General features: G+C 67.1%; 13 protein-coding genes. 8 read left to right on the plus strand and 5 right to left on the minus strand.

The window, feature by feature from the left end:
- Positions 1-13 precede the first annotated feature (13 nt).
- On the plus strand, positions 14-718 hold the full coding sequence (locus ABNQ40_RS01325; RefSeq protein ID WP_109051072.1) for a hypothetical protein: 705 nt from the start codon (positions 14-16) through the stop codon (positions 716-718).
- Positions 719-908: 190 nt separating this feature from the next.
- Complete coding sequence (locus tag ABNQ40_RS01330; RefSeq protein WP_109051073.1) at positions 909-1127, plus strand: hypothetical protein; 219 nt, start codon at positions 909-911, stop codon at positions 1125-1127.
- 125 nt (positions 1128-1252) lie between these two features.
- On the opposite strand, the gene ABNQ40_RS01335 is transcribed toward ABNQ40_RS01330, so the two are convergent.
- From ABNQ40_RS01335 to ABNQ40_RS01350, 4 genes are read right to left on the minus strand one after another with little or no spacing between them, the layout of a single operon-like run.
- The gene (locus ABNQ40_RS01335) at positions 1253-3616 is read right to left on the minus strand and encodes a hypothetical protein (RefSeq protein WP_109051074.1); all 2364 of its coding nucleotides are present in this window, start codon (positions 3614-3616) and stop codon (positions 1253-1255) included.
- 34 nt (positions 3617-3650) lie between these two features.
- A complete protein-coding gene (locus ABNQ40_RS01340) occupies positions 3651-4394 on the minus strand; it encodes an ABC transporter permease (RefSeq protein ID WP_109051075.1) in 744 nt (247 codons plus the stop codon).
- Positions 4394-5413 carry an ABC transporter substrate-binding protein gene (locus ABNQ40_RS01345; RefSeq protein WP_109051076.1) on the minus strand — a complete coding sequence of 340 codons (1020 nt, stop codon included), beginning with the start codon at positions 5411-5413 and terminating at the stop codon, positions 4394-4396. Before ABNQ40_RS01345 ends, ABNQ40_RS01340 begins: the two co-directional genes overlap by 1 nt.
- A gap of 51 nt (positions 5414-5464) precedes the next feature.
- Positions 5465-6298 (minus strand): ABC transporter ATP-binding protein, encoded by an 834-nt coding sequence (locus ABNQ40_RS01350; protein ID WP_199235381.1) that lies wholly within the window; start codon positions 6296-6298, stop codon positions 5465-5467.
- A gap of 205 nt (positions 6299-6503) precedes the next feature.
- Between ABNQ40_RS01350 and ABNQ40_RS01355 the strand changes: the two genes are divergently transcribed.
- Together ABNQ40_RS01355 and ABNQ40_RS01360 are read left to right on the plus strand one after the other, a co-directional pair.
- Positions 6504-7223 carry a GntR family transcriptional regulator gene (locus ABNQ40_RS01355; protein ID WP_098735815.1) on the plus strand — a complete coding sequence of 240 codons (720 nt, stop codon included), beginning with the start codon at positions 6504-6506 and terminating at the stop codon, positions 7221-7223.
- Positions 7224-7495: 272 nt separating this feature from the next.
- Positions 7496-7660, plus strand: coding sequence for a hypothetical protein (locus tag ABNQ40_RS01360; RefSeq protein WP_199235382.1), 165 nt, complete (start codon positions 7496-7498; stop codon positions 7658-7660).
- Between the two features lie 11 nt (positions 7661-7671).
- Here the strand turns inward: ABNQ40_RS01360 and ABNQ40_RS01365 are convergent, their stop codons facing one another.
- Positions 7672-9474, minus strand: a complete 1803-nt coding sequence (locus tag ABNQ40_RS01365) for a tetratricopeptide repeat protein (RefSeq protein WP_109051077.1) — start codon at positions 9472-9474, stop codon at positions 7672-7674.
- Between the two features lie 320 nt (positions 9475-9794).
- Between ABNQ40_RS01365 and ABNQ40_RS01370 the strand changes: the two genes are divergently transcribed.
- The 4 genes from ABNQ40_RS01370 to atoC all read left to right on the plus strand — a co-directional run bounded on the left by ABNQ40_RS01370 (position 9795) and on the right by atoC (position 24024).
- Complete coding sequence (locus ABNQ40_RS01370) at positions 9795-10847, plus strand: TIGR03032 family protein (RefSeq protein WP_391345382.1); 1053 nt, start codon at positions 9795-9797, stop codon at positions 10845-10847.
- Between the two features lie 68 nt (positions 10848-10915).
- Positions 10916-20557 carry an FG-GAP-like repeat-containing protein gene (locus tag ABNQ40_RS01375; RefSeq protein ID WP_391345383.1) on the plus strand — a complete coding sequence of 3214 codons (9642 nt, stop codon included), beginning with the start codon at positions 10916-10918 and terminating at the stop codon, positions 20555-20557.
- Positions 20558-20755: 198 nt separating this feature from the next.
- Positions 20756-22606 (plus strand): two-component system sensor histidine kinase AtoS, encoded by a 1851-nt coding sequence (gene atoS / locus ABNQ40_RS01380; protein ID WP_109047542.1) that lies wholly within the window; start codon positions 20756-20758, stop codon positions 22604-22606.
- Positions 22603-24024 (plus strand): acetoacetate metabolism transcriptional regulator AtoC, encoded by a 1422-nt coding sequence (atoC, locus tag ABNQ40_RS01385; RefSeq protein WP_247879496.1) that lies wholly within the window; start codon positions 22603-22605, stop codon positions 24022-24024. The genes atoS and atoC overlap by 4 nt, the downstream gene beginning before the upstream one ends.
- The last annotated feature ends 272 nt before the right edge of the window (positions 24025-24296 follow it).

Below are 24296 nucleotides of genomic sequence, written 5' to 3' on the forward strand. Positions count from 1 at the left end.
ATAAGAGCAAGCGATGGCAAAGAAATATCTGGAGTCTTGGAAGAAGGCTAAAGCCAAATTCGAGGCCGACACCGGCAAGAAAAAGCCCGATCCGAAGAGCCGCTTCGGGAAGATTTTCTCCAAAATCAGTTCCACGGGATTCGAAAAGTCTTTGAAGGCGTACGATGCGGCGAAGACCGTCAAGGAGGCGGAGAAATACGCCCGCGCTTTTCAGGCTGCCGCCTCCGACTACATCCCGACGCTGGACGCCGCCGGCAAAGCGGCGCGGCAGGATGGGGACGACGTTTACGCTGACGCCTGCGCCGCGATGGTCGCGTCGCTCAACAAGATCACCGCCAACGTCTTCATGGATCTGGAACGGTTCGGGAGCTGGCCGGACAAGCTCGACAACTTCTTCAAATCGCCATACTGGTACAAGCTCCTGCTGAAGCAGGCAAAAAAGGAATACTCGACCGAGAATATGGAGCTTTTCGGGCTGATCCTGAACAAGAAGGTGAACTCGGAGGCCAATGCGCAGAAGGCCTATGAACTCTATATCCGGGTGGGGTCGCCCAAAGAAGTCAACATGTCCTCAACGACCCGGAAGCTCTGCGATAAATGCGCGCAGGGAGGGACATGGAAGGCGATGCCCTGGGACAAGGTGGAGATGGAAGTCGCTGTGAATCTGGCCGATACCGTCGCGAGGCTGGGCGCGGCAGTGGCCGACGGGACGGCGTAGCACCGCCGGCAGCGGTCGCATCGGTCTTCCGCCAGGATGTCCGCTGGATATTGGAGGTGCGGATTGCCGCGCTGAGCGGCATGCTCGTCGTTGGGTGTCACCTGTCCCGGAAGTAGGCATTCGGAAGCGTCAGGGTCCGGATGCCGCATCTGTGCGTTCCATCTCCGGGAATGACACCGAGGCGAGTGCCATGATGAAGGATCCGAAGCAGATCGCGCGCGTTTGCCTCCAGGCGGCACGCGTCGACTTGGAAGCACACGCTGCCTGTGGGCTGATCACCGCGGACGACGAGTTCGGCCTGCGCTACAAGATCGCTGTCCAGGCATGCGATGTGAACGGCGACGACTGCCGGTTTCCCGCCTGCGCCTGTCCCTGGCCGGACTGTTCCCGGCAAACCCGGAAGCAGTGATCCGCAGTCGGGCTGAGGACGCCGGTGCCGGCACGACGCAAATGCGGGCGCCGCCGTCGCCGGCCCTCTGACCGGCGACAACGGCTTCCTTCACCTCGGCTTCCGCCGGAGCGGCGTGATCCGACTCAGACCGTCAGGAACAGCGCCGAGGTCCACACCCGCGACTGGTCGCGCTGGCGTCCGGTGAGGAACAGCGGGTGCTCGCGGCCTGCCGCCAGATCCAGTCCGGCCAGCGGGATGCGGCCGGCGAGATCGCGGGGCAGCGGCGCCTCGGTGACACGCTCCACCGTCACCTCCAGTTCCGTGCCGGGCAGCAGGCGGCTGACGGCTCCGGTCGGCAAGCGGGCGGCATCCAGCAGCGCGTCGCCGTCGATCTCCAGCACGGCCTCCGGCGCATGCGGGTTGGGCGGCGGGGTCAGCGGATTGCCGACCTTCACATAGGTGCCGATGTCGAGATGCACCCGGATGCGCGTGCCGGCCAGCCGCGACAGCGTCAGTTCCACCCCGTCGGTATCGCCGTGGGTGACGGTGCTGAGAGCCACCGTGGTGGCGTCCTGCCGCCAGCAGCCCTGTTCGGGATGGTCGAAGCCGAAGGGCTCGACCCGCTGCACCGCCGCCCCGGTGACGGTGATGCCGCCGCTCCAATAGGCGCCGCGATAGCGGTCCTTGATGCGGGCGCCGCCCAGCCGCAGCCGAATCCGCCGCTCCGAGAATCCCAGTTCGCGGTGCAGGTCGCGCTGCCACAGCGAAGTCTCGCCGTCGTAAAGCCGCAGGCTCTCCCAGCCGCGGTCGCCGAGCAGCCGGTAGTCGAGCCCGTCGCCGTCAGACGCCGTCACCACCTCGCCCATCCAGCGGTCGCCCAGCCGCAGGCTGGCGAAGCTGCGCTCGCCCGTCGTGGCGAAGGTGCGGCGCGAGCGCAGCGCCCGGCCGATGGTGGCGCGGTCGAGCCGGTCGGCCAGCACGCCGGTCAGCCCGCCGCGCGCACCGAACACCGCGGTCGCCGGTGCGCCGCCGCCGCAGCGGCCCTGGTGCTCGTCGCTGCTGGCCGAGGCGCCGAGCCGGTAGCCGCGGGCCAGCGCCTCGGCATAGACCCAGTGGAACTGACCCCAGGCGGAACCGATCTCGATCAGCCGCTCCAGCTCGGGATGGTGCCAGTCGAGATTGCAGCGCCGGCCGCCGACATGCGGGATCAGCAGATGGCCTTCCGGGTCGTCCTGATAGGCGGCATAGAGGTCGTCCAGCGGCCAGGCGCCGGGGCGCAGCTTGCCGCGCGTGGACTCGTTCCATTCGAAGGAACGGACCGGCTGCCCCCGGCTGTCGATGGGGAATTGCGGCACGCCGTCGCGCAGGAACACCACATTGTGGTCACCGCCGGCCGCCGAGTTGCCGCACCATTCTGTGCCTGGATAGCAGACGAAGCGGCCGGCCTGGTTGAAGCCGTCGATCAGCCCGACCGCCTCGCTCCAGGCCTTTTCGGTGACGTTGAAGTCGTTGGCTGTGTAGCCCAGCACGTCCAGCCCGGCGATATCGCGACCGTAGGACAGGTTGTAGGCGGTGTCGTTGGTGCCGACCGTGTCGTTGGAATGGACATGCAGGTCGGCATAGTAGGCACGCGGCGCATTCTCTTCGACGGTGACGAAGGCTTCGGCCGGGACCAGCCCGTCGGCGGTGGCGGCAATGCGCCAGTCGCCCTCCGACAACGCCACATCCTCGCGATGGACCAGCCAGCCATAAGCACCGGGGTTGGACGAGAGCGTCAGTTGCTGCGTTGCCTCACCCTGCGGTCCCGCCAGGGTCAGGGCGGCATCGATGGTGCCGCCGGTGCAGCAATTGCCCCAGACATCCTCGGCGCGCAGCAGCAGGTTGGCCGGACCGGGTGCCGTCAGGCGCGGCGCCACCAGACGCAGGGCGGCCGGCGTGCCGGGGACGATGTCGATCACGCAGTCGCCCGGCACCTCGGCATATTTCTGGCTGCCGAGCGGGTCGATGAAGACGCGGAAGCGGAATCCCTGCTCGACGAAGCTCTGCACCCGCGTGCCCGGCCCGCCGCGCCGCCGGTCGCCCAGCCGGATGACGATGCGGTCGCCGGGGTTGAGGTAGCCGTCGATCACGTCGATGACGATGGCCTTCTGATAGGGGCGCTCGTGTCCCTTCTGGTCGAAGCGCACCTTCAGCGCCTGGATCGTCGCCGGGCTCTGCCCCGGCACCAGCGGCCCGGCCTCGTATTCCGCCGAGACATAGTTGGCGGCCTGCGGCTCGCTGGTCTGGAACAGTGCCCAGTCCGAATAGAACTTCATCGCCAGCTTGATGCCGGCGCCGTCGGCGAGGCCCGACGCCCCGACCTCGTAGACCAGTTGCAACTCGGTCCATTCGCCGGCGACCAGCCGGCGGTGCGAACAGCTGGTCGACCCCAGGAAGGGGCGGTCCTTGTTGCGCTCGTACAGCCCGACGGGGGCGATGTGGCGGACAGGCGGCTGGGCTTCGGACATGGTGGCGTTTCCTCCGGTTTTGCGGGTTTTCGGGTCAGGCGAGGTGCCAGTGGCGGTAGTGCCGCTCGATGCGGCGGAAGACGAGGCTTTCGGTGATCCAGGCGGTCATGCCGATGATGGCGACGCCAAGCAGCACCTGGGAGGCGTTGCCGATCTGGCCGCCCATCGCCACCATCCAGCCGATCCCCTGCGAGGCGCCCAGCATCTCGGCCGCCACCAGCGCCCGCCACGCCTGGCTGAAGCCGATGCGCAGCGCCGCGGTCAGGAAGGGCAGCGAGGCCGGCAGGTAGACATGGCGGATCAGCTGCCAGCGGCGGGCGCCCAGCACGCGGGCGGCGCGCAGGTTGCCGTTGCGGATGGCGAGGAAGCCCTCCTGCACCGTCACCGCCATCGGGAACAGGGCGGCGACCACGATCACCATGGTGATGGCGACATAGCCCAGCCCGAAAAAGATCATCGACAAAGGCGCCCAGGCGATGGGCGGGATCGCCATGAACAGGCCGGTCAGCGGGGCGGAAAAGGCGCGGAAACCCGGCGACAGCGCGCCGGCCAGACCCAGCGTCAGCGCGCCCAGAACGGCCACCGTAAAGCCGCCGGCCTCGCGCAGCAGGCTGGCGACGACATGGGCGGCGAGCTGGCCGCTGTCCAGCCAGCGCACCGCCTCCGCCGCCACCGCCCAGGGCTGGGGCAGGACATAGGGCGGCAGGTTCCAGGCGGCCGCACTCCACACCAGCAGCAGTGCCGGAAAAGCCGCCCAGCCGTAGAGCCGGGTCCGCATCAGCGGCCCGCCCGGCGCAGATAGGAGCCGTCGACGATGTCCGCCGCCTTCATCGGCGCCGGAATGAAGCCGAGCGCCAGCGAGGTGTCCATCAGCCGCTGGATGAAGGCGAGGTCGCTTTCCTCCAGCCGGTCCGACCAGCCCAGCCGCTTGCGCGCCTCGGCGGCGACGGCGGCCGGGGCGATCTCGCTGCCGTCGGCGCGCTTGACCGGTTCCAGCTTGAACGCCTCGGCGATCAGGGCGTCGCCTTCGGCCGGGTGGTCGGACAGCCAGGAGATGGCCTTCGCATGGGCGCGCAGCAGCCTCACCACATCGTCCGGCCTATCCGCCAGCGTCTTCTTCGGCGCCATCACCACGTACCAGGGATAGCCGGGCAGTGCCTGGTTGACGTCGAACAGCACATGCGCGCTCCCCCGCAGCACTTGCTGGCTGATGAAGGGTTCCCAGGTGAAGGCGGCGTCCACCGTGCCGCTGTCCAGCGCGGCGTTCATGTTGCCGACCGGCATGGAGATCACCGACAGGTCACGGTCGGGGTCGAGGCCGGCCGCCTCCTTCAGCACGACGCCGCGCAGCAGCACGTCCATCCCGCTGCCGCGCGCCACCCCGGCGATCTTGCAGCCGCGCAGGTCGGACAGCTTGGCGATGGCGGGATTGTTGGCGATCACCGCCGCCTGCCCGTAATTCACCTTGGCCAGGATGCGGCTGTCCAGCCCGCGCGCCGCCCACTGGTAGACCGGCGGCGCGCCGATATAGGCGACGTCCAGCTCGCCGGCGGCGAGCGCCTGCTGGATGACCGGCCCGTCGCCGAAGGGCTTGGCTTCCACCGTCAGCCCCTCTTCGGCATAGAAACCCTTGCGGTCGGCGACCAGCGCCGGGGCGTTGGCCATGGCGAAGACCCAGCCGACCCGGAGCGGCCGGCTGTCGCCCGTTGTGGCGGCCCCGGCCGGGGCGATGCCGGCGAGCAGAGCGATGGAGCCGTACAGGGCGGCGGACAGTGCCGCGGCGAAGATCCGGTTCATGCGCGAAATCCTTCTGGTCGGGGGCTGGCAGGGGCTGGTCCCGGCTGCGGCTCAGGCCGCGGCGACGATGGCGGAAATCCGCTCCAGCAGCGTGTCGGTCAGGGTGGTGAAGCGCTCCAGCCGCCGGGTCTCGCGCAGGCGGCGCGGGCGGGGCAGGTCGATGGTGAGTTCGCTGTGGATGCCGGCCGGGGCGATGTCGAGCAGCACGACGCGGTCGGCCAGGAACACCGCCTCCTCCACGTCGTGGGTGATGAACAGGACGGTCTGGCCGAGCCGGCCGCACAGCCGCAGCAGTTCCTCGTTCAGGGTGGCGCGGGTGATGGCGTCCAGTGCTGCGAAGGGCTCGTCCATCAGCAGCAGGCGCGGTTCCAGCACCAATGCGCGGGCCAGAGCCACCCGCTGCTGCATGCCGCCCGACAGCTGGTGGGGAAACTTGCCGGCCGCGGCGTCAAGCCCGACCAGCGCCAGTGCCGCCAGCGCCTTGTCCCGCTGCTCCGCATCCGGCAGCCGGCCGGCCATCCGCAGGCCGAACCGCACATTGTCGAGCGCGTCGAGCCAGGGAAACAGCTGCGGCGACTGGAAGACATAGCCGAGCGCCGGCATCTCCGGCGTCACCGTTTCTCCGTCGATGGCGATGCGGCCGGAATCGGGCGGCAGGAAGCCGGACAGCAGGTTCAGCAGCGTGGTCTTGCCGCAGCCCGACGGGCCGAGCAGCGCCACGAACTCTCCGGGCCGGGCGGACAGCGCCAGCGAGCGGAACACCGGGTGCGCGCCATCATAGGCGAAATCCACGCCATTGACGTGGAAGTCGGCACCGCCGGAGCGGTCATTGGAAAAAGCCTCGAAGCGGCTGCTGGAGGAACAGGCCGGAATTCCACAGTCCATGTCCGTCTTATCCCCCTGATCAACCGGTTCAACTCGATAATACATTATAATACATATTATAAAATACGTAGCAACTAGGGAATTGAATCGGGATTCACGCGAACGGCACCGTGGCGGGATAGACGCTTGAGCCGCCCCGTCGCCGGTGGCATCAAGGCGGCCTCGATCCGCTGGCCGGGTCGATCAATCGGGGAGGGAAGCCAGGGTGCCCGTGGTGCGAGACAACGCGACGGCGCTGTACCGGCAGATCGCCGACCGGCTGCGCGACGAGATCGCCGCCCGGCTGTTCGAGCCGTCGGGGCGTCTGCCAACGGAAAGCGAGATCGGGACCCGCTTCGGCGTCAGCCGGGTAACCGTCCGGCTGGCGCTCGACCGGCTGGAGGCGGACGGGCTGATCGAGCGCCGCAAGGGCAAGGGCACCTTCACGGCGGGCAAGCGCGTCCAGCATCCGCTCGACCGTTTGCGCAGCTTTCACGAATCCCTGCGGCTTCAGGGGCTGGACGCCACGATGCGGCCGATCTCGGCGCGGATCGTCGCGACTCCGCCGGACCTGCGGGAGGATTTCGGGCCCCATTGCCTGGAGGTCTGCCGCCTGCATCTGGTGGATGGCGAGCCGGTGGCCCTGGGCCGCAGCCTGCTGCCGCCGGCTCTGGAGCCGGTCGATTGGCAGGCGGCCGGACACAAGCCGATCTACGGCATCCTGCAGGACATCGTCGGCAAGCCGGTCGGCGGCGCCGACATCGAGGTGAAGGCGGCGGCGGCCGATGCGGAGGTGGCGGCGGCGCTCGGCCTGCCGGCGGGCGCGCCGGTGCTGGTGATGGACCGCCGCTCCGTCTTCGTCGGCGGCGGCTGCGCCGACCGTTCGGTGTTCCACATCAGATCCGAGCGCTACAGCTTCATCCTGTCCCACCGCTGGGAAGGGTAGGGTCGGGCGACGGACATCTTGGCCAGATAGAACATAGATTATGTGTGCAAAAGAATTTACAATCGCTATCTTTACAGTAGGAATAAATAAGGTCTATGTTCTCCTCAGATGGTGAATGGAGAGCGTTGCACACGATCCCGAACGAGGAGGGATAGCGATCCGCGGCAGTCCGTCGCTGTCGCCCGGACGGTCGCCGCCGATCCGGACATCCCGCTGCCGCCAACCGATCCGAATTTCAAAATTTGAAAGCCAGATTTTTGAAAGACAGCCCGATGCTCGATCTGATCCTTCGTTCCACCGCCCTGGTCGCCGGCACCCTGTCGCTGTTGGCCGCACTCGGCCTTGCCCAGCCTGCCTTTTCGCGGACCGTGCCTGCCAATCCGGCGACGGTGCCGGTGGCGATGGGTGTCAGCGGGCTGCTGTCGGTCGGCCAATAGCAGTTTTCGCCTCACAACATAGCCCAACGCTCCAGGGCGGCGCGGACCCGAAGGATGACGGGAGGCCAGTCACCCGGCCGGTCCTGGCGGAACAGGCGCATGGTCGGATACCAGGGGCTGTCGGACCGGTTACGCAGCCAGCGCCAGCAGGCATCGTGACGCGACAGCATCCAGACCGGCCGTCCCAGCGCGCCGGCCAGATGGCATACCGAGGTGTCCACGCTGATGACGAGGTCGAGTTCCGCGACAAGTGCGGCAGTGTCGGCGAAATCCTCGACCTCATCCATCCAGTCGACAAGGTCGAGGCCGGCTGGCCGCGCTTCGCTCGCCGGCGGGCCTTTTTGCAGGCTGTAGAACCTCACACCCGGAATGCCCGCGAGCGGGGCCAGGGCAGCCAGCGGCAGGCTGCGCCGCCGGTCGACCATATGCGCGACGAACTGCTCGTCATGCGCCGAACCGGCCCAGACCAGACCGACCTTCAGTCCGCCCTCACCGCCGGGGCTCCCGTCGAGCCTCCGTTTCCAGGCGGCGCGCTCCTGCGCGGACGGGCTCAGATAAGGGACGGAGGCCGGAATGGTCGCCAGACCGGTGCCGAACACCAGTGGAAGGCTGAGCAGCGGAATGCAGGCATCGCATGCCGGTGGCGGCTCCGTGAGCGACCGGACGGAAGCTATGCCGGGAAGCCCGGACAGCAGCCGGACCAATGCCGGCTGCACCATCAGGTGGACCTGGGCGCCGAGTGCCGCCAGCATCGGGGCATAACGGACGAACTGAAGCGTATCTCCCTGCCCCTGTTCGGCCACCAGAAGGAGCGAGCGTCCCGCCGGATTTCCGCCGGCCCAGCGTGGCGCATGGGCCGGATAGGCCACATGCTCCATCCGCCAGCGCGATTCGTAGAGCTGCCACCCCTTGGCGAAGTCGCCTTCCGCCAGCAGCACCATGGACAGGTTGAAGCGGGCGATGTCGCTTTCGGGCTGAAGCGCCAGGGCGCGCTCGTTGCCGCTGCGCGCCGGTTCCGTCATGCCGCTGCCATGTTCAGCCAGGGACAGGTTGATGAGGGCGGCCGGAGAAGCCGGTTGCAGGACGAGAGAGTGGCGGGCCAGCGATAGGGCCGTCGCGAAATCGCCGCGCAGGGTTGCCACCAGACTGTCGCCGGTTTCGGCATGTCCCTCCAGCGGCGCCAGCCGGCGCAGCCGGCCATGCAGGGCCTGCGCCGCGTCGAGCCTGCCCAGCCTGATCAGCAGGCCGGCATGGTTCACATAGCCGGCCGGCCGGTCGGGCGCCAGCGCAACCGCGCGCTGGACACAGGCAAGCGGAAGAGCCGGCTCCGCCGTTTCGCCAAGCCCTCCGGCCAGCGCCAGCCACGGCAACGGGTTGTCCGGAGCCAGCCGCACCGCCCGGCGCAGGACAATCGGCAGGCGCTCCATCGCCCGCCGGTCCAGCAGGATCGAGCCGGCGACCGACCAGGCTTCGGAAAACCCCGGATCGAGCGCCAATGCCCGCATCGCGGCGCGCGCAGCGACCTTGGAGCGGCGACTTTTGAGCAACAGCGAGGCCAGCCCGGTCCAGGCCTTCGGATAAGCAGGACGCAGCCGCAATGCATGGCGGTAAGCCTGCGCCGCACCGGCAGGTTGGCCCAAGGCACGCCGCGCTTCAGCGAGATTGTGCCAGATGCTTGCCCGATGGGGCGCCAACAGGGCGGCCGTGGTGAAGTGGGAAGCGGCAAGCGCAGCCTCTCCCTCGTCCAGCGCTGCGGCGCCTCGGAGGGTGAGGGCGATGGCCGGGTCTGTAAAACTTTTGGTTTGGTAGGACATAATAGAATTGCCCTTTGGAACGTCTCGGACCGATGCAGAGCAGCCTTGGAGAGATGTATAGGCGGATTGGTGCTTCGGTCCGATTCGGACGGATGAAATTCCCGGTCCGTTCCGACCTGTGCAATCTTAAATCGTTCTTCCGTCGATATCCTCCCACGTCATTTCCATCTTCGGATGCGGGTAATTCCCAACTTTAAGGAGATTTCATATTCTATTATTAATTTAACTTTATTTTACAGCGTACGCGAATAAATCATTCAGGATGGTTGGGGACGGACGAGAGGGAACGTTGGATGGCCGCTGAAGAACGATCCCAGCCCATGGTGGCTCGGCCGATGCTGGAAGGTACGCCGAATCTGCCCGACTGGCTGGAGACGATCGGCTGCGCGATTGCCTTTTCGACCTACGAAACCCACAGGCTGTTCTTTCTGGGGTTGGGTGAAGATGGGCGTTTGAAGGCCCATGAGCGGATGGTGCAGCGTTGCCAGGGGCTGTGCGTCGACGGAAGCGCGCTGTGGGTCGGCGGGCAGTCCCACCTCTGGCGCTTCGCCAACACGCTTCAGCCATCCGACCGGACGCCGTCGGGCGCGGACCGTCTTTACGTGCCGCGCCTGGGCTACATGACCGGCGACGTCGATATCCATGACATCGCGGTCGGGCCCGACGGTGTTCCGGTCTTCGTCAACACGCGCTTCAGCTGTCTTGCCGTTCCCGACCCCGACCGCGGCTTCCGTCCGGTCTGGAAACCCGCCTTCATTTCCGCCCTGCGCAACGAGGACCGCTGCCATCTGAACGGGATGGCGCTCGGCGAGGGCGGCCGGCCGATGTTCGCGACGGCGTTGGGCCGCTGCGATGTCACCGAAGGCTGGCGCGAGCGCCGGACCGACGGCGGCGTGCTGATCGATGTCCCGTCCGGCGAGGTCGCCTGCGCCGGACTATCGATGCCCCATTCCCCCCGCTGGCACCGCGGCCGGCTGTGGCTGCTCAATTCCGGCACCGGCGAGCTTGGAACGGTGGACGGAAGCGGCCGCTTCGAGCCGGTCTGCTTCTGCCCCGGCTTCGCGCGCGGGCTGGCCTTTCATGGGAAATGGGCGGTCATCGGGCTGTCGCGTCCACGGGGCGGTCACGGAACCCTGAGCGCCTTGCCGCTCGAACCGGCGCTGAACCGGGCAGGGGTTTCCGCCCAATGCGGCTTGGCCGTCGTCGACACGGACAGCGGAACCGTGGCGCATATGCTGTGGCTCCATCACACCGTGAACGAGCTGTACGACGTCGCCATCCTTCCCGGCGTACGCCGTGCCGAAGCGGTGGGATTGCTCGACGCGCGGGCGCTGGCCGAAGCGGTGGCCACTCCAACGGAAATTGTGCATTGACCGGACGCCCCATGGCGGCCGGTGAACCGATGCGGTGTCGATACTTGTTTCTGAGGGGCTGAAAGATCGTGACCACTCCCACCTTTACCCTCGTCGGCACCAATTCTTTCGGCCTCAACGGCGTCGGCAATTATGCCGCCCCCACGTTCAAGGATCTCGACGGCGACGGCGACCTGGATCTTCTGGTCGGCAACGTGCTTGGCGAGACGGTGTATTTTGCCAATGTCGGAACGGCGCTGGCACCGACCTATTCCCTGCAAGGCACGAATCTGTTCGGCCTCTCCAGTTTCGATACTTATGCAAAGCCAAGCTTCGTCGATATCGATGGCGATGGCGACCTTGATCTGTTCATCGGCAGCAAGAACGGCGGCACGCAGTTCTTCCGCAACAATGGAACATCGTCGGCTCCATCCTTCTCGCTGGAGGGGACCAACCTCTTCGGCATCGTCGCCGGCAGCTATATGGCTCCGACCTTCGCCGATCTGGACGGTGACGGAGATGCAGATCTGCTGATGGGGGACCGTTCCAACGGCATCCTTCTGTACCGCAACAACGGTACGTCGTCGTCGCCGACCTTTTCACTGGAGGGAACCAACCTTTTCGGCATGACGGCGGGTGTCAGTCACAATGCGCCGGTCCTCGTCGACCTGGACGGTGACGGCGATCTCGACCTCGTGAACAAGGATGTCGTTTCCATCAACGTCGGGACGACATCGTCCCCCAGCTTCTCCCTTGTCGGCACGGCTGTCTACGGTCTCGTCACCGGTGGCTATCCGATGCCGGCGCTGGCCGACCTCGATGGCGACGGCGACGTCGATGCGCTCTATGGCGTCGACAATGGCTCCCTGAGATATCTCAGGAACGTTGCGCCGGTCGTCAGAATCCTGGCCGATTCCGGCAACACGCTGACGCTGTCGCAGATCAACACGCTGACAGGCGGTGCCGGGACCGACGCCATCACGCTGGGCGATATCGGCGCGACCTTCAGCGTCACCCGCGTCGAAACTCTGACGGGCGGTGCCGGGACCGACGTCGCCACGCTGGGCACCGCCGGCAACACGATTCTCGTTTCGGCTCTCGAAACGCTGACCGGTGGGGTCGGCACCGACGTGCTGACGCTTGGCACCGCCGGCAACAGCCTGCTGATTTCGGCTGTCGAGACGCTGACCGGCGGGGTCGGCACCGATGTCGTCAAGCTGAGCAGCGGCGGCTCGACGCTGCTGGTGAGCGGGTTGGAGACGCTGACGGGTACCGGCGGCACCAATGTGATCACGCTGAGCGGCACGGCCGGCACCACCATGACGGTGTCGTGGCTGAAAAGCCTGATCGGCGGGGTTGGGAACGATGTCATCACGCTGGGCTCGGCGGGCAACACCACGACGATGGCGCAGGTGGAAACCCTGGTCGGTGGCGTTGGAATCGACACCATCACGCTGGGTTCGGCGGGCAACACCGTACTGGTGTCCAAATTGGAAACCCTGCTGGGTGGCCTCGGTGTCGATGTCATCACCCTGGCCGATACCGGCAACACGACGGCGGTCTATAGTGCTGAAACCATCATCGGCGGTACGGGAACCGACTCCGTCGTGCTCGGCAGCAATGGCGTACAGTACGCGGTGTCGGGCGTGGAAATCGTCACTGCGGGAGGCGCGGGCGGTACGTCAGTTTTGAACCTGGGGGCGGAGGGCAACACCACCACGGTGTCACTGGTGACGAGCATCGTCGGCGGTAGCGGCACCGACCTGATCACCCTGGGATCGGCCGGCGTCACCACGAGGGTATCGGATTTGGAGACGCTGACCGGCGGCGCCGGCATCGACGCCGTGACCGTCGGAACCGCCGGCACGACCATGCTGGTTTCCCGGCTGGAAAGCCTGATCGGCGGCAGCGGCACCGATGTCATCACCATCGGAAGCGCCGGCAGCACCATGCTGACGAGGCTGCTGGAGACACTGACCGGCGGAGCCGGCACCGATGTCGTGACGCTGGGCTCCACCGGCAACACGGTGATGCTTGCCGCCGTGGAAAGCATCATCGGCGGCGCCGGTACAGATGTTGTGACCTTCGGATCGACCGGCAGCACGGTATTGATCTCGGCACTCGAAACGCTGGTCGGCGGTGCGGGTATCGATTTCGTCTCGGCCAGCGCCAGCGGCGGGACGCTTCTTGTTTCCCAGGTCGAAACGTTGAGCGGTAACTCAGGCCGTGACGCCATATCGCTTGCGGCATCAGGCAACACCATCCTGCTTTCGCGCATCGAAACGCTGACAGGCGGGGTCGGCAACGATGTCGTGACGTTCGGATCCAGCGGAAGCACGACACTGACATCCGGCATCGAGACGTTGACCGGCAGCACCGGCACCGACTTTGTGACACTGGGCACCGGCGGCAACACCCTGCTGGTCTCGGCTGTCGAATCGCTGACAGGTGGAGCCGGCACCGACGTCGTGACGCTCGGCACCGGCGGCAACACCCTGCTGGTCCTGGCTCTCGAAACGCTGACGGGTGGGGCCGGCACCGACGTGGTGACGCTCGGCACCGGCGGCAACATGGTGCTGGCATCCGACATCGAGACGCTGAACGGCGGGGCTGGCGTGGATGTCGTTGTCCTCGGCACCGGCGGCAGCACGATTCAGGTTTTCCGCATCGAAACGCTGGTGGGGAACAGCGGCACCGATGTCGTGACGGTGGCATCCAGCGGCGCATCGATAACGGTGGAAAGCCTCGAGACGTTGATTGGAGGTATCGGCAGCGATGTGGTGATGCTGGGCACGTCCGGTACCACGATGTTGGTCTCGACTGTCGAATCGCTGACCGGCGGTGTCGGCACCGACGTCGTCACGCTCGGCACTGTGGGCAACACGGTTCTGGTTTCGCTCATCGAAACGCTGACCGGCGGTGCCGGCACCGACATCGTGAGGCTGGGCGCCGCCGGAAACACCCTGCTGGTGGCGGCTCTCGAAACGCTGACGGGCGGCACCGGCACCGACGTTGTAACGCTGAGCACTGGCGGCAACACACTGAGCGTCACCGCCATCGAGACCCTGACAGGTGGCATCGGCACCGACATCGTGACGCTGGGCGCCGCCGGAAACACCCTGCTGACGACCGGCATCGAAACGCTCATCGGTGGCTCCGGCACCGATGTCGTCGTGATCGGCACCAGCGGGGCGACTATTCATGTCGTCAATATCGAGACCGTCATTGCGACGGGGCAGACCCTTCATCTGAGCGGGCTGGAAACCCTGGTCAGCATTTTCAGTGCCGACGTTCTCGTCCTGGACGACGGTGGCAGCACCCTGTCCGTCTCCACCCAATACAGGACCATTCTCGGATCGTCGGCATCCGATGTGATCACGCTTGGAAGCGGCGGCAGCACGGTTCTCGTCGAACGCCTCGAAACGCTGACCGGGTCGAACGGCGGCGATGCGGTGATCGTCGGCACGGTCGGCATCACGCTGCTGGCCACGCTGCTCGAAACGATCATCGGTGGGGCCGGCACCGATGTCATCACCCTTGGCGGCGCAGGCGGCACCCTGCTCGTCGACCGGCTGGAGACTTTGAGCGGCGGCAGCGGAGTCGATATCGTCACCCTGGGCACCACCGGCACAACCCTGCTGGTGAATGGCATCGAGACATTGGCAGGGTCGGCAGGCACCGACGTCGTCACATTGGGAGCCGGCGGCAACACGATCCTGGCCGATCTGATCGAGACACTCATCGGCGGCACGGGGGCCGATCTGGTCGTCCTCGGCACGTCCGGGTCCACCATCTCCCTCTCGGCCATCGACAGCCTGACCGGCGGATCCGGGACCGATGTCATTGTCCTGGGCTCGGCCGGAAACACCCTGCTGTTGCGCGGTATCGAGACGCTGGCCGGTGGCGCCGGCACCGACATCGTCACGCTGGGCGCCGCCGGCAACACCCTGCTGGTTTCGGCTCTCGAAACAATCGTCGGCGGTGCGTCTCTCGACTCGATTTCGCTGGGCACCGCGGGCAGCACCCTGTTTGCAACCGCTCTCGAGACGCTGACCGGCGGACTGGGCACCGACGTCGTGGCTCTCGGTTCTGCCGGCAACACCCTGTCCGTTTCGGGTGTCGAGACCATTGCCGGCGGCGGTGGCGCCGATGTCGTCGCCTTGGGCACTGCCGGCAACACCCTGCTCGCCAATTTGCTGGAGACGATCACCGGCGGTGCCGGCACCGATGTCGTGACGCTCGGTTCCACCGGCGTCACCCTGCTTGCCAATTTGCTGGAGACGATTGCCGGCGGCACGGGCTCCGAGGTGATTTTCCTTGGCTCTGCCGGCGGCACGATCCTGGTGTCCGGCCTGGAAATGCTGATCGGCGGCGCCGGCACCGACATCGTCACTCTGGGGCCGGCCGGCAGCACGGTCGTTGTGCGTGGCCTTGAAAGCCTGACCGGCGGTTTGGGCACCGATGCCGTCACCATCGGCGACACCGGCACCACCATGGCGGCCTCGGGCATTGAGACGCTGGTCGGCGGATCGGGGAATGATGCCATCACCCTGGGCACGGCAGGCGGCACTTTGCTGGTTCGGGCGATGGAGACCCTGACCGGCGGCATCGGCACCGATCTGATCACCATCGGGTCGGCCGGCGTTACTCTGCTTGCCGACCTGCTGGAGACGATTGTCGGTGGTGCGGGCTCCGAGTTGATCTTCCTCGGCTCGACAGGTTCGACGGTCACGGTGTCGGGCATCGAGATCCTGATCGGTGGGGCCGGCACCGACGTTGTCGCGCTGAATGGCGGCGGCAACACCGTGCTGCTGCGCGGCATCGAGACGCTGACCGGCAACAGCGGCACCGATGTGGTGACGCTGGGCGACACCGGCAACACGGCGACGGTGTCGCTGTTCGAGACCATCCTCGGCGGCACCGGTGTCGACAGCATCCTGCTCGGCAACGCCGGCAACACGTTGGCGGTGTCGCAGCTTGAAACGCTGTGGGGCGGGGCAGGGCTCGATGTGGTGACGCTGGGGTCCGGCGGCAGCACGCTGATGACGGTGGCGCTGGAAACGCTGATCGGCGGCAGCGGCCTGGATGCGGTGACACTGGGCACCGGTGGCACGACGGTGCGGATCGTCGGCATCGAGTCCGTCACCGGCAACAGCGGGCGCGATGTCGTCCAGCTGTCGGAGAGCGGCGGCACCTTCATCGTCAACCTGCTGGAAACGCTGGTCGGCAGTTCCGGCAGCGACGTGGCGGTGGTCGGCGAGCTTGGCGGCGGCTCGACCCTGCTGATCGCCGGGCTGGAGATCCTCGTCGGCGGTTCCGGCTCCGACATCGTCACGCTCAGCGACGGCGGTAACACCACGCTGCTGCGCATGCTGGAGACGCTGACCGGCGGCACCGGGCTGGACGCCATCACCATCGGCAACCGCGGCTCGACCATGCTGGCGTCGAACCTGGAGACGCTGGTCGGCGGCTTCGCGCTGGACGTGATCGGGCTGGGCACCGGCGGCAACACGCTGCTGGTGTCGCAACTGGAGACGCTGACCGGCGGGGCCGGGCTGGACATCGTGACGCTCGCTACCGCCGGCTTCGACAGTGCGGCGGACATGAACCGGGTGTCGGGCACCAGCGGCAACACGCTGCTGGTCTCCGGGCTGGAGATGCTGACCGGGTCGAGCGGGACCGACGTGGTCTATCTCGGCTCGGCCGGCAACACGTTGCTGGTGTCGGGGTTGGAGATCCTGGTCGGCGGGGCAGGCAGCGACGCGGTGACGCTGGGTGACGGCGGCAACACGGTGCTGCTGCGCGGCATCGAGACCCTGACCGGCAACAGCGGTGTCGACGTCCTGACGCTGGGCGACACCGGCAACACGGCGACCGTATCGCTGTTCGAGACGATTGCCGGCGGCACCGGCAATGACCTCATCACCCTCGGGTCGACCGGCAACACGCTGGTCGTGCTGGGTGTCGAGACGCTGGTCGGCGGGTTCGGCCTTGACGTGGTGACGCTGGGGTCCGGCGGCAGCACCTTGGTGACCGTTGCGCTGGAGACGCTGATCGGCGGCAGCGCTCTGGATGTGCTGACGCTGGGCACCGGCGGGACGACGGTGCGGATCGTCGGCATCGAGTCCGTCACCGGCAACAGCGGGCGTGACGTCGTCCAGCTGTCGGAGAGCGGCGGCACCTTCATCGTCAACCTGCTGGAAACGCTGGTCGGCAGTTCCGGCAGCGACGTGGCGGTGGTCGGCGAGCTCGGTGGCGGCTCGACCCTGCTGATCGCCGGGCTGGAGATCCTCGTCGGCGGTTCCGGCTCCGACATCGTCACGCTCAGCGACGGTGGCAACACCACGCTGCTGCGCATGCTGGAGACGCTGACCGGCGGCACCGGGCTGGACGCCATCACCATCGGCAACCGCGGCTCGACCATGTCGGCGTCGAACCTGGAGACGCTGATCGGCGGCTTTGTGCTGGACGTGATCGGGCTGGGCACCGGCGGCAACACGCTGCTGGTGTCGCAGCTGGAGACGCTGACCGGCGGGGCCGGGCTGGACATCGTGACGCTCGCCACCGCCGGCTTCGACAGTGCGGCGGACATGAATCGGGTGTCGGGCACCAGCGGCAACACGCTGCTGGTCTCCGGCCTGGAGACGCTGGTTGGGTCGAGCGGGACCGACGTGATCTATCTCGGCTCGGCCGGCAACACGCTGCTGGTGTCGGGGTTGGAGATCCTGGTCGGCGGGGCAGGCAGCGACGCGGTGACGCTGGGCGACGGCGGCAACACGGTTCTGCTGCGCGGCATCGAGACCCTGACCGGCAACAGCGGTGTCGACGTCCTGACGTTGGGCGACACCGGCAACGTGGCGACGGTGTCGCTGTTCGAGACCATCATCGGCGGTACCGGTGTCGACAGCATTCTGCTCGGCACCGGTGGCTCCACGCTGCTGGCGTCGCAGTTGGAAACGCTGTCGGGCGGGGCGGGGCTCGATGTGGTGACGCTGGGATCCAGCGGCAGCACCTTGGTGGTGGCCCAGCTTGAGACGTTGCGGGGTGGGGCCGGCCTGGACGTGGTGACGCTCGGCACCGGCGGCACGACGCTGACGGTGTCGGCCGTCGAAACCATCACCGGCGGTGCGGCGACCGATGCCGTCACCATCGGGTCGGGCGGCATCACGCTGCAGGCAACCGCGCTCGAGACCATCATCGGCAGCGAAGGTCTTGATTTGGTCTTCATGGGTGGTGCCGGCAGCACTCTGCTGGCATCGGCACTCGATATCCTGGTCGGCGGCAGCGGTCGGGATGTCATCGCGCTGGGCTCAGGCGGCAACACGCTGCTGCTGCGCGCGATCGAAACGCTGACCGGCGGGGCGGGCAGCGATGCCGTCACCATCGGCGACACCGGCTCCACCATGCTGATGGGTGCGGTCGAGACGCTGACCGGCGGGACCGGGCTGGACATCATCGCATTGGGTTCGAGCGGCAACACGCTGACGGTGTCGCTCCTCGAAACGCTGACCGGTGGGGCAGGCAGCGACGTGGTCGCGGTCGGCACCCTGGGGGCGACCCTGGTGGCCAATGCCCTTGAAACCCTGCTGGGTGGCACGACCTCCGAACTCATCTTCCTAGGTTCGGGCGGGTCGACGATCTTGGCGTCGGGCATCGACACCCTGATCGGCGGCACCGGCGCGGATGTCGTGACGCTGGGTTCGGCGGGCAACACCATCCTGCTGCGTGGCATCGAGACCCTGATCGGCAACGGCGGTGTCGACGTGCTGACGCTCGGCGATACCGGCAGCACCTCGACGGTTTCGCTTTTCGAAACGATCGTCGGCGGCCTCGGCAGTGACCTCATCGCCCTCGGGTCGAGTGGCAACACGCTGATTGTCACGGGTGTCGAGACATTGGTCGGCGGGACCGGCATCGACATCGTGACCATCGGCACCGCCGGCGGCACGCTGCTGACGTTCGGCATCGAGACACTGATCGGCGGCACGGGCCTGGAGGTCATCTTCACCGGTTCGGCGGGTGCGACCCAGACCGTCTCGGGCGCGGATTTCGTGATCGGCAACTCCGGCACCGACGTGCTCACCCTGGGTTCGGCGGGCAACACCACCACCATCCGCGGCATCGAGACGCTGATCGGCGGCACCGGCACCGACCTTGTGTTCCTGGGCGACACCGGCAACACGATGACGCTGGGTTCGGGTGTCGAGATTCTGATCGGCGGTGCTGCCACCGACGTGGTGACCATCGGCACGGCGGGCGCCACCCTGCTGACCCGCGGGATCGAAACCCTGATCGGTGGGGCCGGCGTCGATGTGATCACACTCGGCGACACCCCGAATACGGTCACCGTCACCGGCATCGACAGCCTGACCGGCGGTGCCGGCACAGACATCGTCTTTACGGGTTCGGCCGGCGTGACGATGACGGTCTCCGGTGTCGAGTTCCTGATCGGCGGTGCCGGTTCGGATGTCGTCACCCTGGGGGCGGGCGGAGCGACCACCACCGTCCGCGGCATCGACACCCTGATCGGCGGTGCCGGCAGCGATCTGGTGATCCTGGGCGACACCGGCGTCACCATGCGGGCCGAGGGCGGGGTCGAGATCATCGTCGGCGGTGCCGGCAACGACATCGTCAGCCTCGGCGACGGCGGCAACACGGTCCTGCTGCGCGGCATCGAGACGCTGACCGGCGGCACCGGCAACGACGCGATCACCCTGGGGGATACCCCGAACACGGTGACGGTCGCCGGCATCGACAGCCTGACCGGCGGTGCCAACACCGACATCGTCTTCACCGGTCCGGCCGGCGTGACGATGACGGCCTCGGGCGTCGAGTTCCTGGTCGGCGGCGCCGGTTCGGATGTCGTGACCCTGGGTGCGGCGGGCAACACCGTCATCACCCGCGGCATCGACACCATGATCGGCGGTGCGGGCAGCGATCTGGTGATCCTGGGCGACACCGGCGTCACCATGCGGGCCGAGGGCGGGGTCGAGATCATCGTCGGCGGCTCCGGTTCCGACATCGTCAGCCTCGGCGACGGCGGCAACACGGTCCTGCTGCGTGGCATCGAGACCCTGACCGGCGGCACCGGCAACGACGTGATCACGCTGGGCAACACCGGTGTGACGATGTCGGTCTCGGGCATCGAGACGCTGATCGGCGGCACGGGCACCGACGCCATCACGGTGACCGGCGGTGCGGGCATCCGCTTCCAGGCGGGTTCAGGCGACAGCATCACCCTGGCTTCGGGCAGCGGCACCGACACGGTGGTGTACTCGTCCTTCACCGACATCTCGGCCCCCGACATCTCGGCGCTGGGCGCGAACACCGGCTTCGTCTCGGTCTCGAACTTCCAGTCGGGCACCGACAAAGTGCAGCTGACCGGAACGGTCCGGACCGCTGCGGACAAGAACGGCGATGCCTCGCTCTCGACAGCCTCTGCTGCGACCAACGGCGTGAACATCGGCTCCAGCGAGCTGGTGAGCCTGACCTCGGTCGTCAGCGGCAGCCTGACGGACGCTTCGCTGGCAAGCTTCCGCTCGACCCTAGGGATGCTGACGAACTCGTCGGCCGGTGCAAGCATGCTGGTTCTGGCCAACAACGGCACCAGTTCCGGCTTGTACCAAGTAATCGACACCAACGGCGACGGTCAGGTGGCCGCCACCGAGGCCCGGCTGCTCAGCATCTACAACAGCACCGTTCTCTCGCTCTCCGACGTCAACCTCGGTTGATGGCCGGATCGGGACCGGCATTGCGGCTGTACCGGGGGAAGGCGGGCGTTCCTCCTTCCCCAGCCGGCCGCAAATCTGCTATGGCCGCGGGACCGGGCGGACTCTAGCCTTTTGGTTTTCCGTGCGATTTACGCTTCAAGCGATTCCGCTTGAACCGATCGCACTCCAGGCCATGCCCGGGTGAAAGGAGTGGGCGCCATGTGGCCCCTTGACTGGATCCGCCGTTCCCTGCCGAGCACCCTGCGCGGCAAGCTGCTTCTGGTTTCGCTCGCCGTGGTGGTCCTGCCCATCTCGCTGACCGGCTATCTGCTGGAGAGGGAGGGGCGTCAGGCGCTGGTCCGGGAAAAGTCGGAGAAGCTCTTCGGCCTGACGCGCCTGCTGGATGCTCATCTCGGCCCCGGCTTCGATTCTCTTCTGACCGATGCCGGTGTTGCGGCCGGCGACCGCGATGCCGCCATCCGGGTCCTGTCGGGCCGGCTGACCCCCTTCACCGACATGATCGCCGGGGCGAATCCCGGCGTGGGGGTCGGCTACTACAGCAAAGCGCTCAACGCCATCATCACCTATGGGCCGAGCCGGGACTACAGTGCGACGGTCGGCACCACGATACCTCCGGAGCATCCGGGCTGGCATGTGCTGGAAAGCGGCAGGCAGGCGGTCGAAAGCGGCCGGCAGGTGCGCGGCTTCATCCTGAACGCGATGCTGCCCATCCTCCGCGACGGCGGCGTGATCGGCTATATCTGGGCCAATGAGCTTTCCGACGATGTGGAGCGGCAGGCAGCCGCCATGGACCGGGCGGTCCTGACCGTCAGCCTTGGCGGAATACTGCTCGGGCTTGTGCTGACGCAGGTGCTGACGCGCGGGGTCGGTCGCGACATCCGCCAGATCATCGACGGCCTGCTGCGCATGCGGAGCGACCTTGGCGACGCGATCCGGCCGCCGCCGGGCGAGGTCGGCGCCATCGCTGTCGAGGTCAACGCCATGGCCCGCGCCCTGCTGGATGCCAAGTCCCTGACCGAGAATATCCTGCACAGCATCGCCGACGGCGTGATCGCTGTGGATCGGGCCGGGCAGGTCACGGCACTCAATCCGGCTGCCGAGGCGATGATCTCGGTGAGTGCGGCCGAGGTGATCGGCAGGCCCTATGAGTCCCTGTTCAAGCCGGACGGCCGCTTCGCCAGCCCGCTGCTCGACACGCTGAAGACCGGCCGGCAGCATGTCGGCGTGACGCTGGATTTTCCGGGGACCAGACAGACGCTTCATCTCACGGTATCGAGCAGCGTTCTGCGCGACAGCCATGGCGAGGCCATCGGCGCGGTGGTGGTGCTGAAGGATCTGACCGAGCAGCAGCGGCTCCGCACCCAGATCATGCGGGCCGACCGGCTGGCGGCGCTGGGAGAGCTGGTCGCCGGCCTCGCCCACGAGGTGCGCAACCCGCTGACCTCGATCCGCGGCTTCATGCAGTTCCTGGAAAGCTCCGACGATGTCGCCGAGTGGCAGCGCTATGCCCCGTTGATCGTGCGGCAGGTCGACAGCCTGAACCGCCTCGTCACCGAATTGCTGGAGTTCGGCCGGCCCCGCCCGCCCGCCTTCCTGCCGGTGCAGCTGAACGATCTGATCCGCGAGGTGTCCTTGCTGGCCGGGCGCAAGTCGAATGCCCGCATCGCCCTGCATCCCGCCCCCGACCTGCCCCTGGCCGAAGCCGACGGCGAGGCGCTGAAGCAGGTCATGCTCAACCTGATCATCAACGCGGTCCAGGCGACCTCGGAAACCGGAGGCATCGCCATCGCCACCGCCATGGCGGCGGATGGCCGCGAGGCCGTCATCACGGTGACCGACGACGGCGAGGGAATCGCGCCGGAGAACCTCGACAAGGTGTTCGATCCCTTCTTTTCGACCAAGCCGCAGGGGACCGGGCTCGGGCTGGCGATGGCGCACCGGATCGTCGACGCGCATCATGGAACCATCGCCATCGCCAGCGTGCCGGGTGCCGGCACCACGGTGACCTTGCGGATTCCCATCCTTCACAACCGGGCGGTTGACGCATGACGACCCAGTTCCCTGCCATGCAGGCCATTTCGGCGCCGGCCGTCCTGGTGGTGGACGACGACGAGGCGATCCGCGAGATGCTCGCAGCGGTGCTGACGCGCGACGGGCTGTCGGTGACCACCGCCGCCGACGGGGTGGAGGCGGTCGCCGCCTTCGCCGCGCAGCGCCATGCCGTGGTGCTGATGGATGTCCGCATGCCGCGGATGACCGGGTTGCAGGCGCTGGCGGAAATCCGCAAGCTCGACCGCTCCACCGCAGTGATCCTGATGACCGCCTATGCCGAGGTCGGCGCGGCGGTCCAGGCCATCAAGGACGGCGCCTTCGACTATGTCATCAAGCCCTTCGACATCGCGGAGATCCTGTTGCAGGTCGAGCGGGCGCTGCAGATGCGCCGGATGCGCGACGACATCGCCACCCTGCACCGCGAACTGTCCAGCAGCTATCGCACCGACCGCATCCTGACCGCCAGCCCGCGCATGAGCGAGCTTCTCCAGACCATCGCCAAGGTCGCCAAGAGCAACGCCACCGTGCTGGTGACCGGCGAGAGCGGGACCGGCAAGGAGCTGGTGGCGGCGGCCATCCACTACAACAGCCCGCGCAATGCCGGCCCCTTCGTCAAGGTCAACTGCGCCGCGGTGCCGGAAGGGCTGCTGGAAAGCGAGTTCTTCGGCCACGAGAAGGGGTCCTTCACCGGGGCCCAGGCGCGCCGCCGCGGCCGCTTCGAGCAGGCGGAGCACGGCACCCTGTTCCTCGACGAGATCGGCGACATCTCCCCCAGCTTGCAGGTGAAGCTGCTGCGCGTGCTTCAGGAGCGTGAGTTCGAGCGGGTCGGCGGCACCGAGCTGGTGCGCACGGATGTGCGCGTCATCGTCGCCACCAACCGCAACCTTGAGGAGATGGTCCGCCAGGGGCTGTTCCGGCAGGACCTCTATTTCCGGCTGAATGTCGTGACCCTCAGGACGGTGCCGCTGCGCGAGCGCCCGGAGGATGTCCGCCTGCTCGCCAGCCATTTCCTGCAACGCTTCGCAGCCGAGAACCGCATCGAGGTCAGCGGCATCGACGAGCAGGCGATGGAGCGCCTGCTGGCCTACCGCTGGCCGGGCAACATCCGCGAACTGTCCAACGCGATGGAGCGCGCGGTGGTGATGAGCACCGGTGCCATGATCGTCACCGAGGATCTGCCGGAGCAGATCGCCGGGCGGGCTGGGGACAGCGAGCCGGCAGCCGAAAACGACGGTGACGGCGCAGCCGCCCCGTCCGCCGCCGGCAGCCTGCGCGAACAGGTCAGCCGCTTCGAGGCGCGGGTGGTGGCCGACGCGCTGGCCCGCAACGACGGCAACCGGATGAAGACGGCCCAGCAGTTGGGGATCAGCCGCCGCTCCCTGCTCTACAAGCTACAGGAATACGGCATTTCCTGAACGGACGATCTGAGGGGGGCTACTGCGCAAGTTTTTGCGCAGCACGCACAATGTTGCGCACCGGACCGGGTGGCCGTGCCCGATCCCTCCCGGTTCCGACCGGCAGCGGTCACTGAATTCCAGGGCAGATGCTGGATTTCTCCGCCATCCGGACCGGAACCGGCCTTTGGCACATCCATTGCTAGAGTGTGGGTATATCGGCCGGCTCCGACGGTCCACGGCACTGGCCTGGATGTCGCGGGTTCCCCGATCGCAGCGCTATGAAACCAAGA

Source organism: Azospirillum sp. A23, assembly GCF_042938965.1.
GTDB lineage: Bacteria > Pseudomonadota > Alphaproteobacteria > Azospirillales > Azospirillaceae > Azospirillum > Azospirillum melinis.

Coding starts and splice junctions, on each gene's coding strand:
- ABNQ40_RS01325 (WP_109051072.1), top strand. CDS start 14: ATGGCAAAGAAATATCTGGAGTCTTGGAAGAAGGCTAAAGCCAAATTC.
- ABNQ40_RS01330 (WP_109051073.1), top strand. CDS start 909: ATGATGAAGGATCCGAAGCAGATCGCGCGCGTTTGCCTCCAGGCGGCA.
- ABNQ40_RS01335 (WP_109051074.1), bottom strand. CDS start 3,616: ATGTCCGAAGCCCAGCCGCCTGTCCGCCACATCGCCCCCGTCGGGCTG.
- ABNQ40_RS01340 (WP_109051075.1), bottom strand. CDS start 4,394: ATGCGGACCCGGCTCTACGGCTGGGCGGCTTTTCCGGCACTGCTGCTG.
- ABNQ40_RS01345 (WP_109051076.1), bottom strand. CDS start 5,413: ATGAACCGGATCTTCGCCGCGGCACTGTCCGCCGCCCTGTACGGCTCC.
- ABNQ40_RS01350 (WP_199235381.1), bottom strand. CDS start 6,298: ATGGACTGTGGAATTCCGGCCTGTTCCTCCAGCAGCCGCTTCGAGGCT.
- ABNQ40_RS01360 (WP_199235382.1), top strand. CDS start 7,496: ATGCTCGATCTGATCCTTCGTTCCACCGCCCTGGTCGCCGGCACCCTG.
- ABNQ40_RS01365 (WP_109051077.1), bottom strand. CDS start 9,474: ATGTCCTACCAAACCAAAAGTTTTACAGACCCGGCCATCGCCCTCACC.
- ABNQ40_RS01370 (WP_391345382.1), top strand. CDS start 9,795: ATGGTGGCTCGGCCGATGCTGGAAGGTACGCCGAATCTGCCCGACTGG.
- atoS (WP_109047542.1), top strand. CDS start 20,756: ATGTGGCCCCTTGACTGGATCCGCCGTTCCCTGCCGAGCACCCTGCGC.
- atoC (WP_247879496.1), top strand. CDS start 22,603: ATGACGACCCAGTTCCCTGCCATGCAGGCCATTTCGGCGCCGGCCGTC.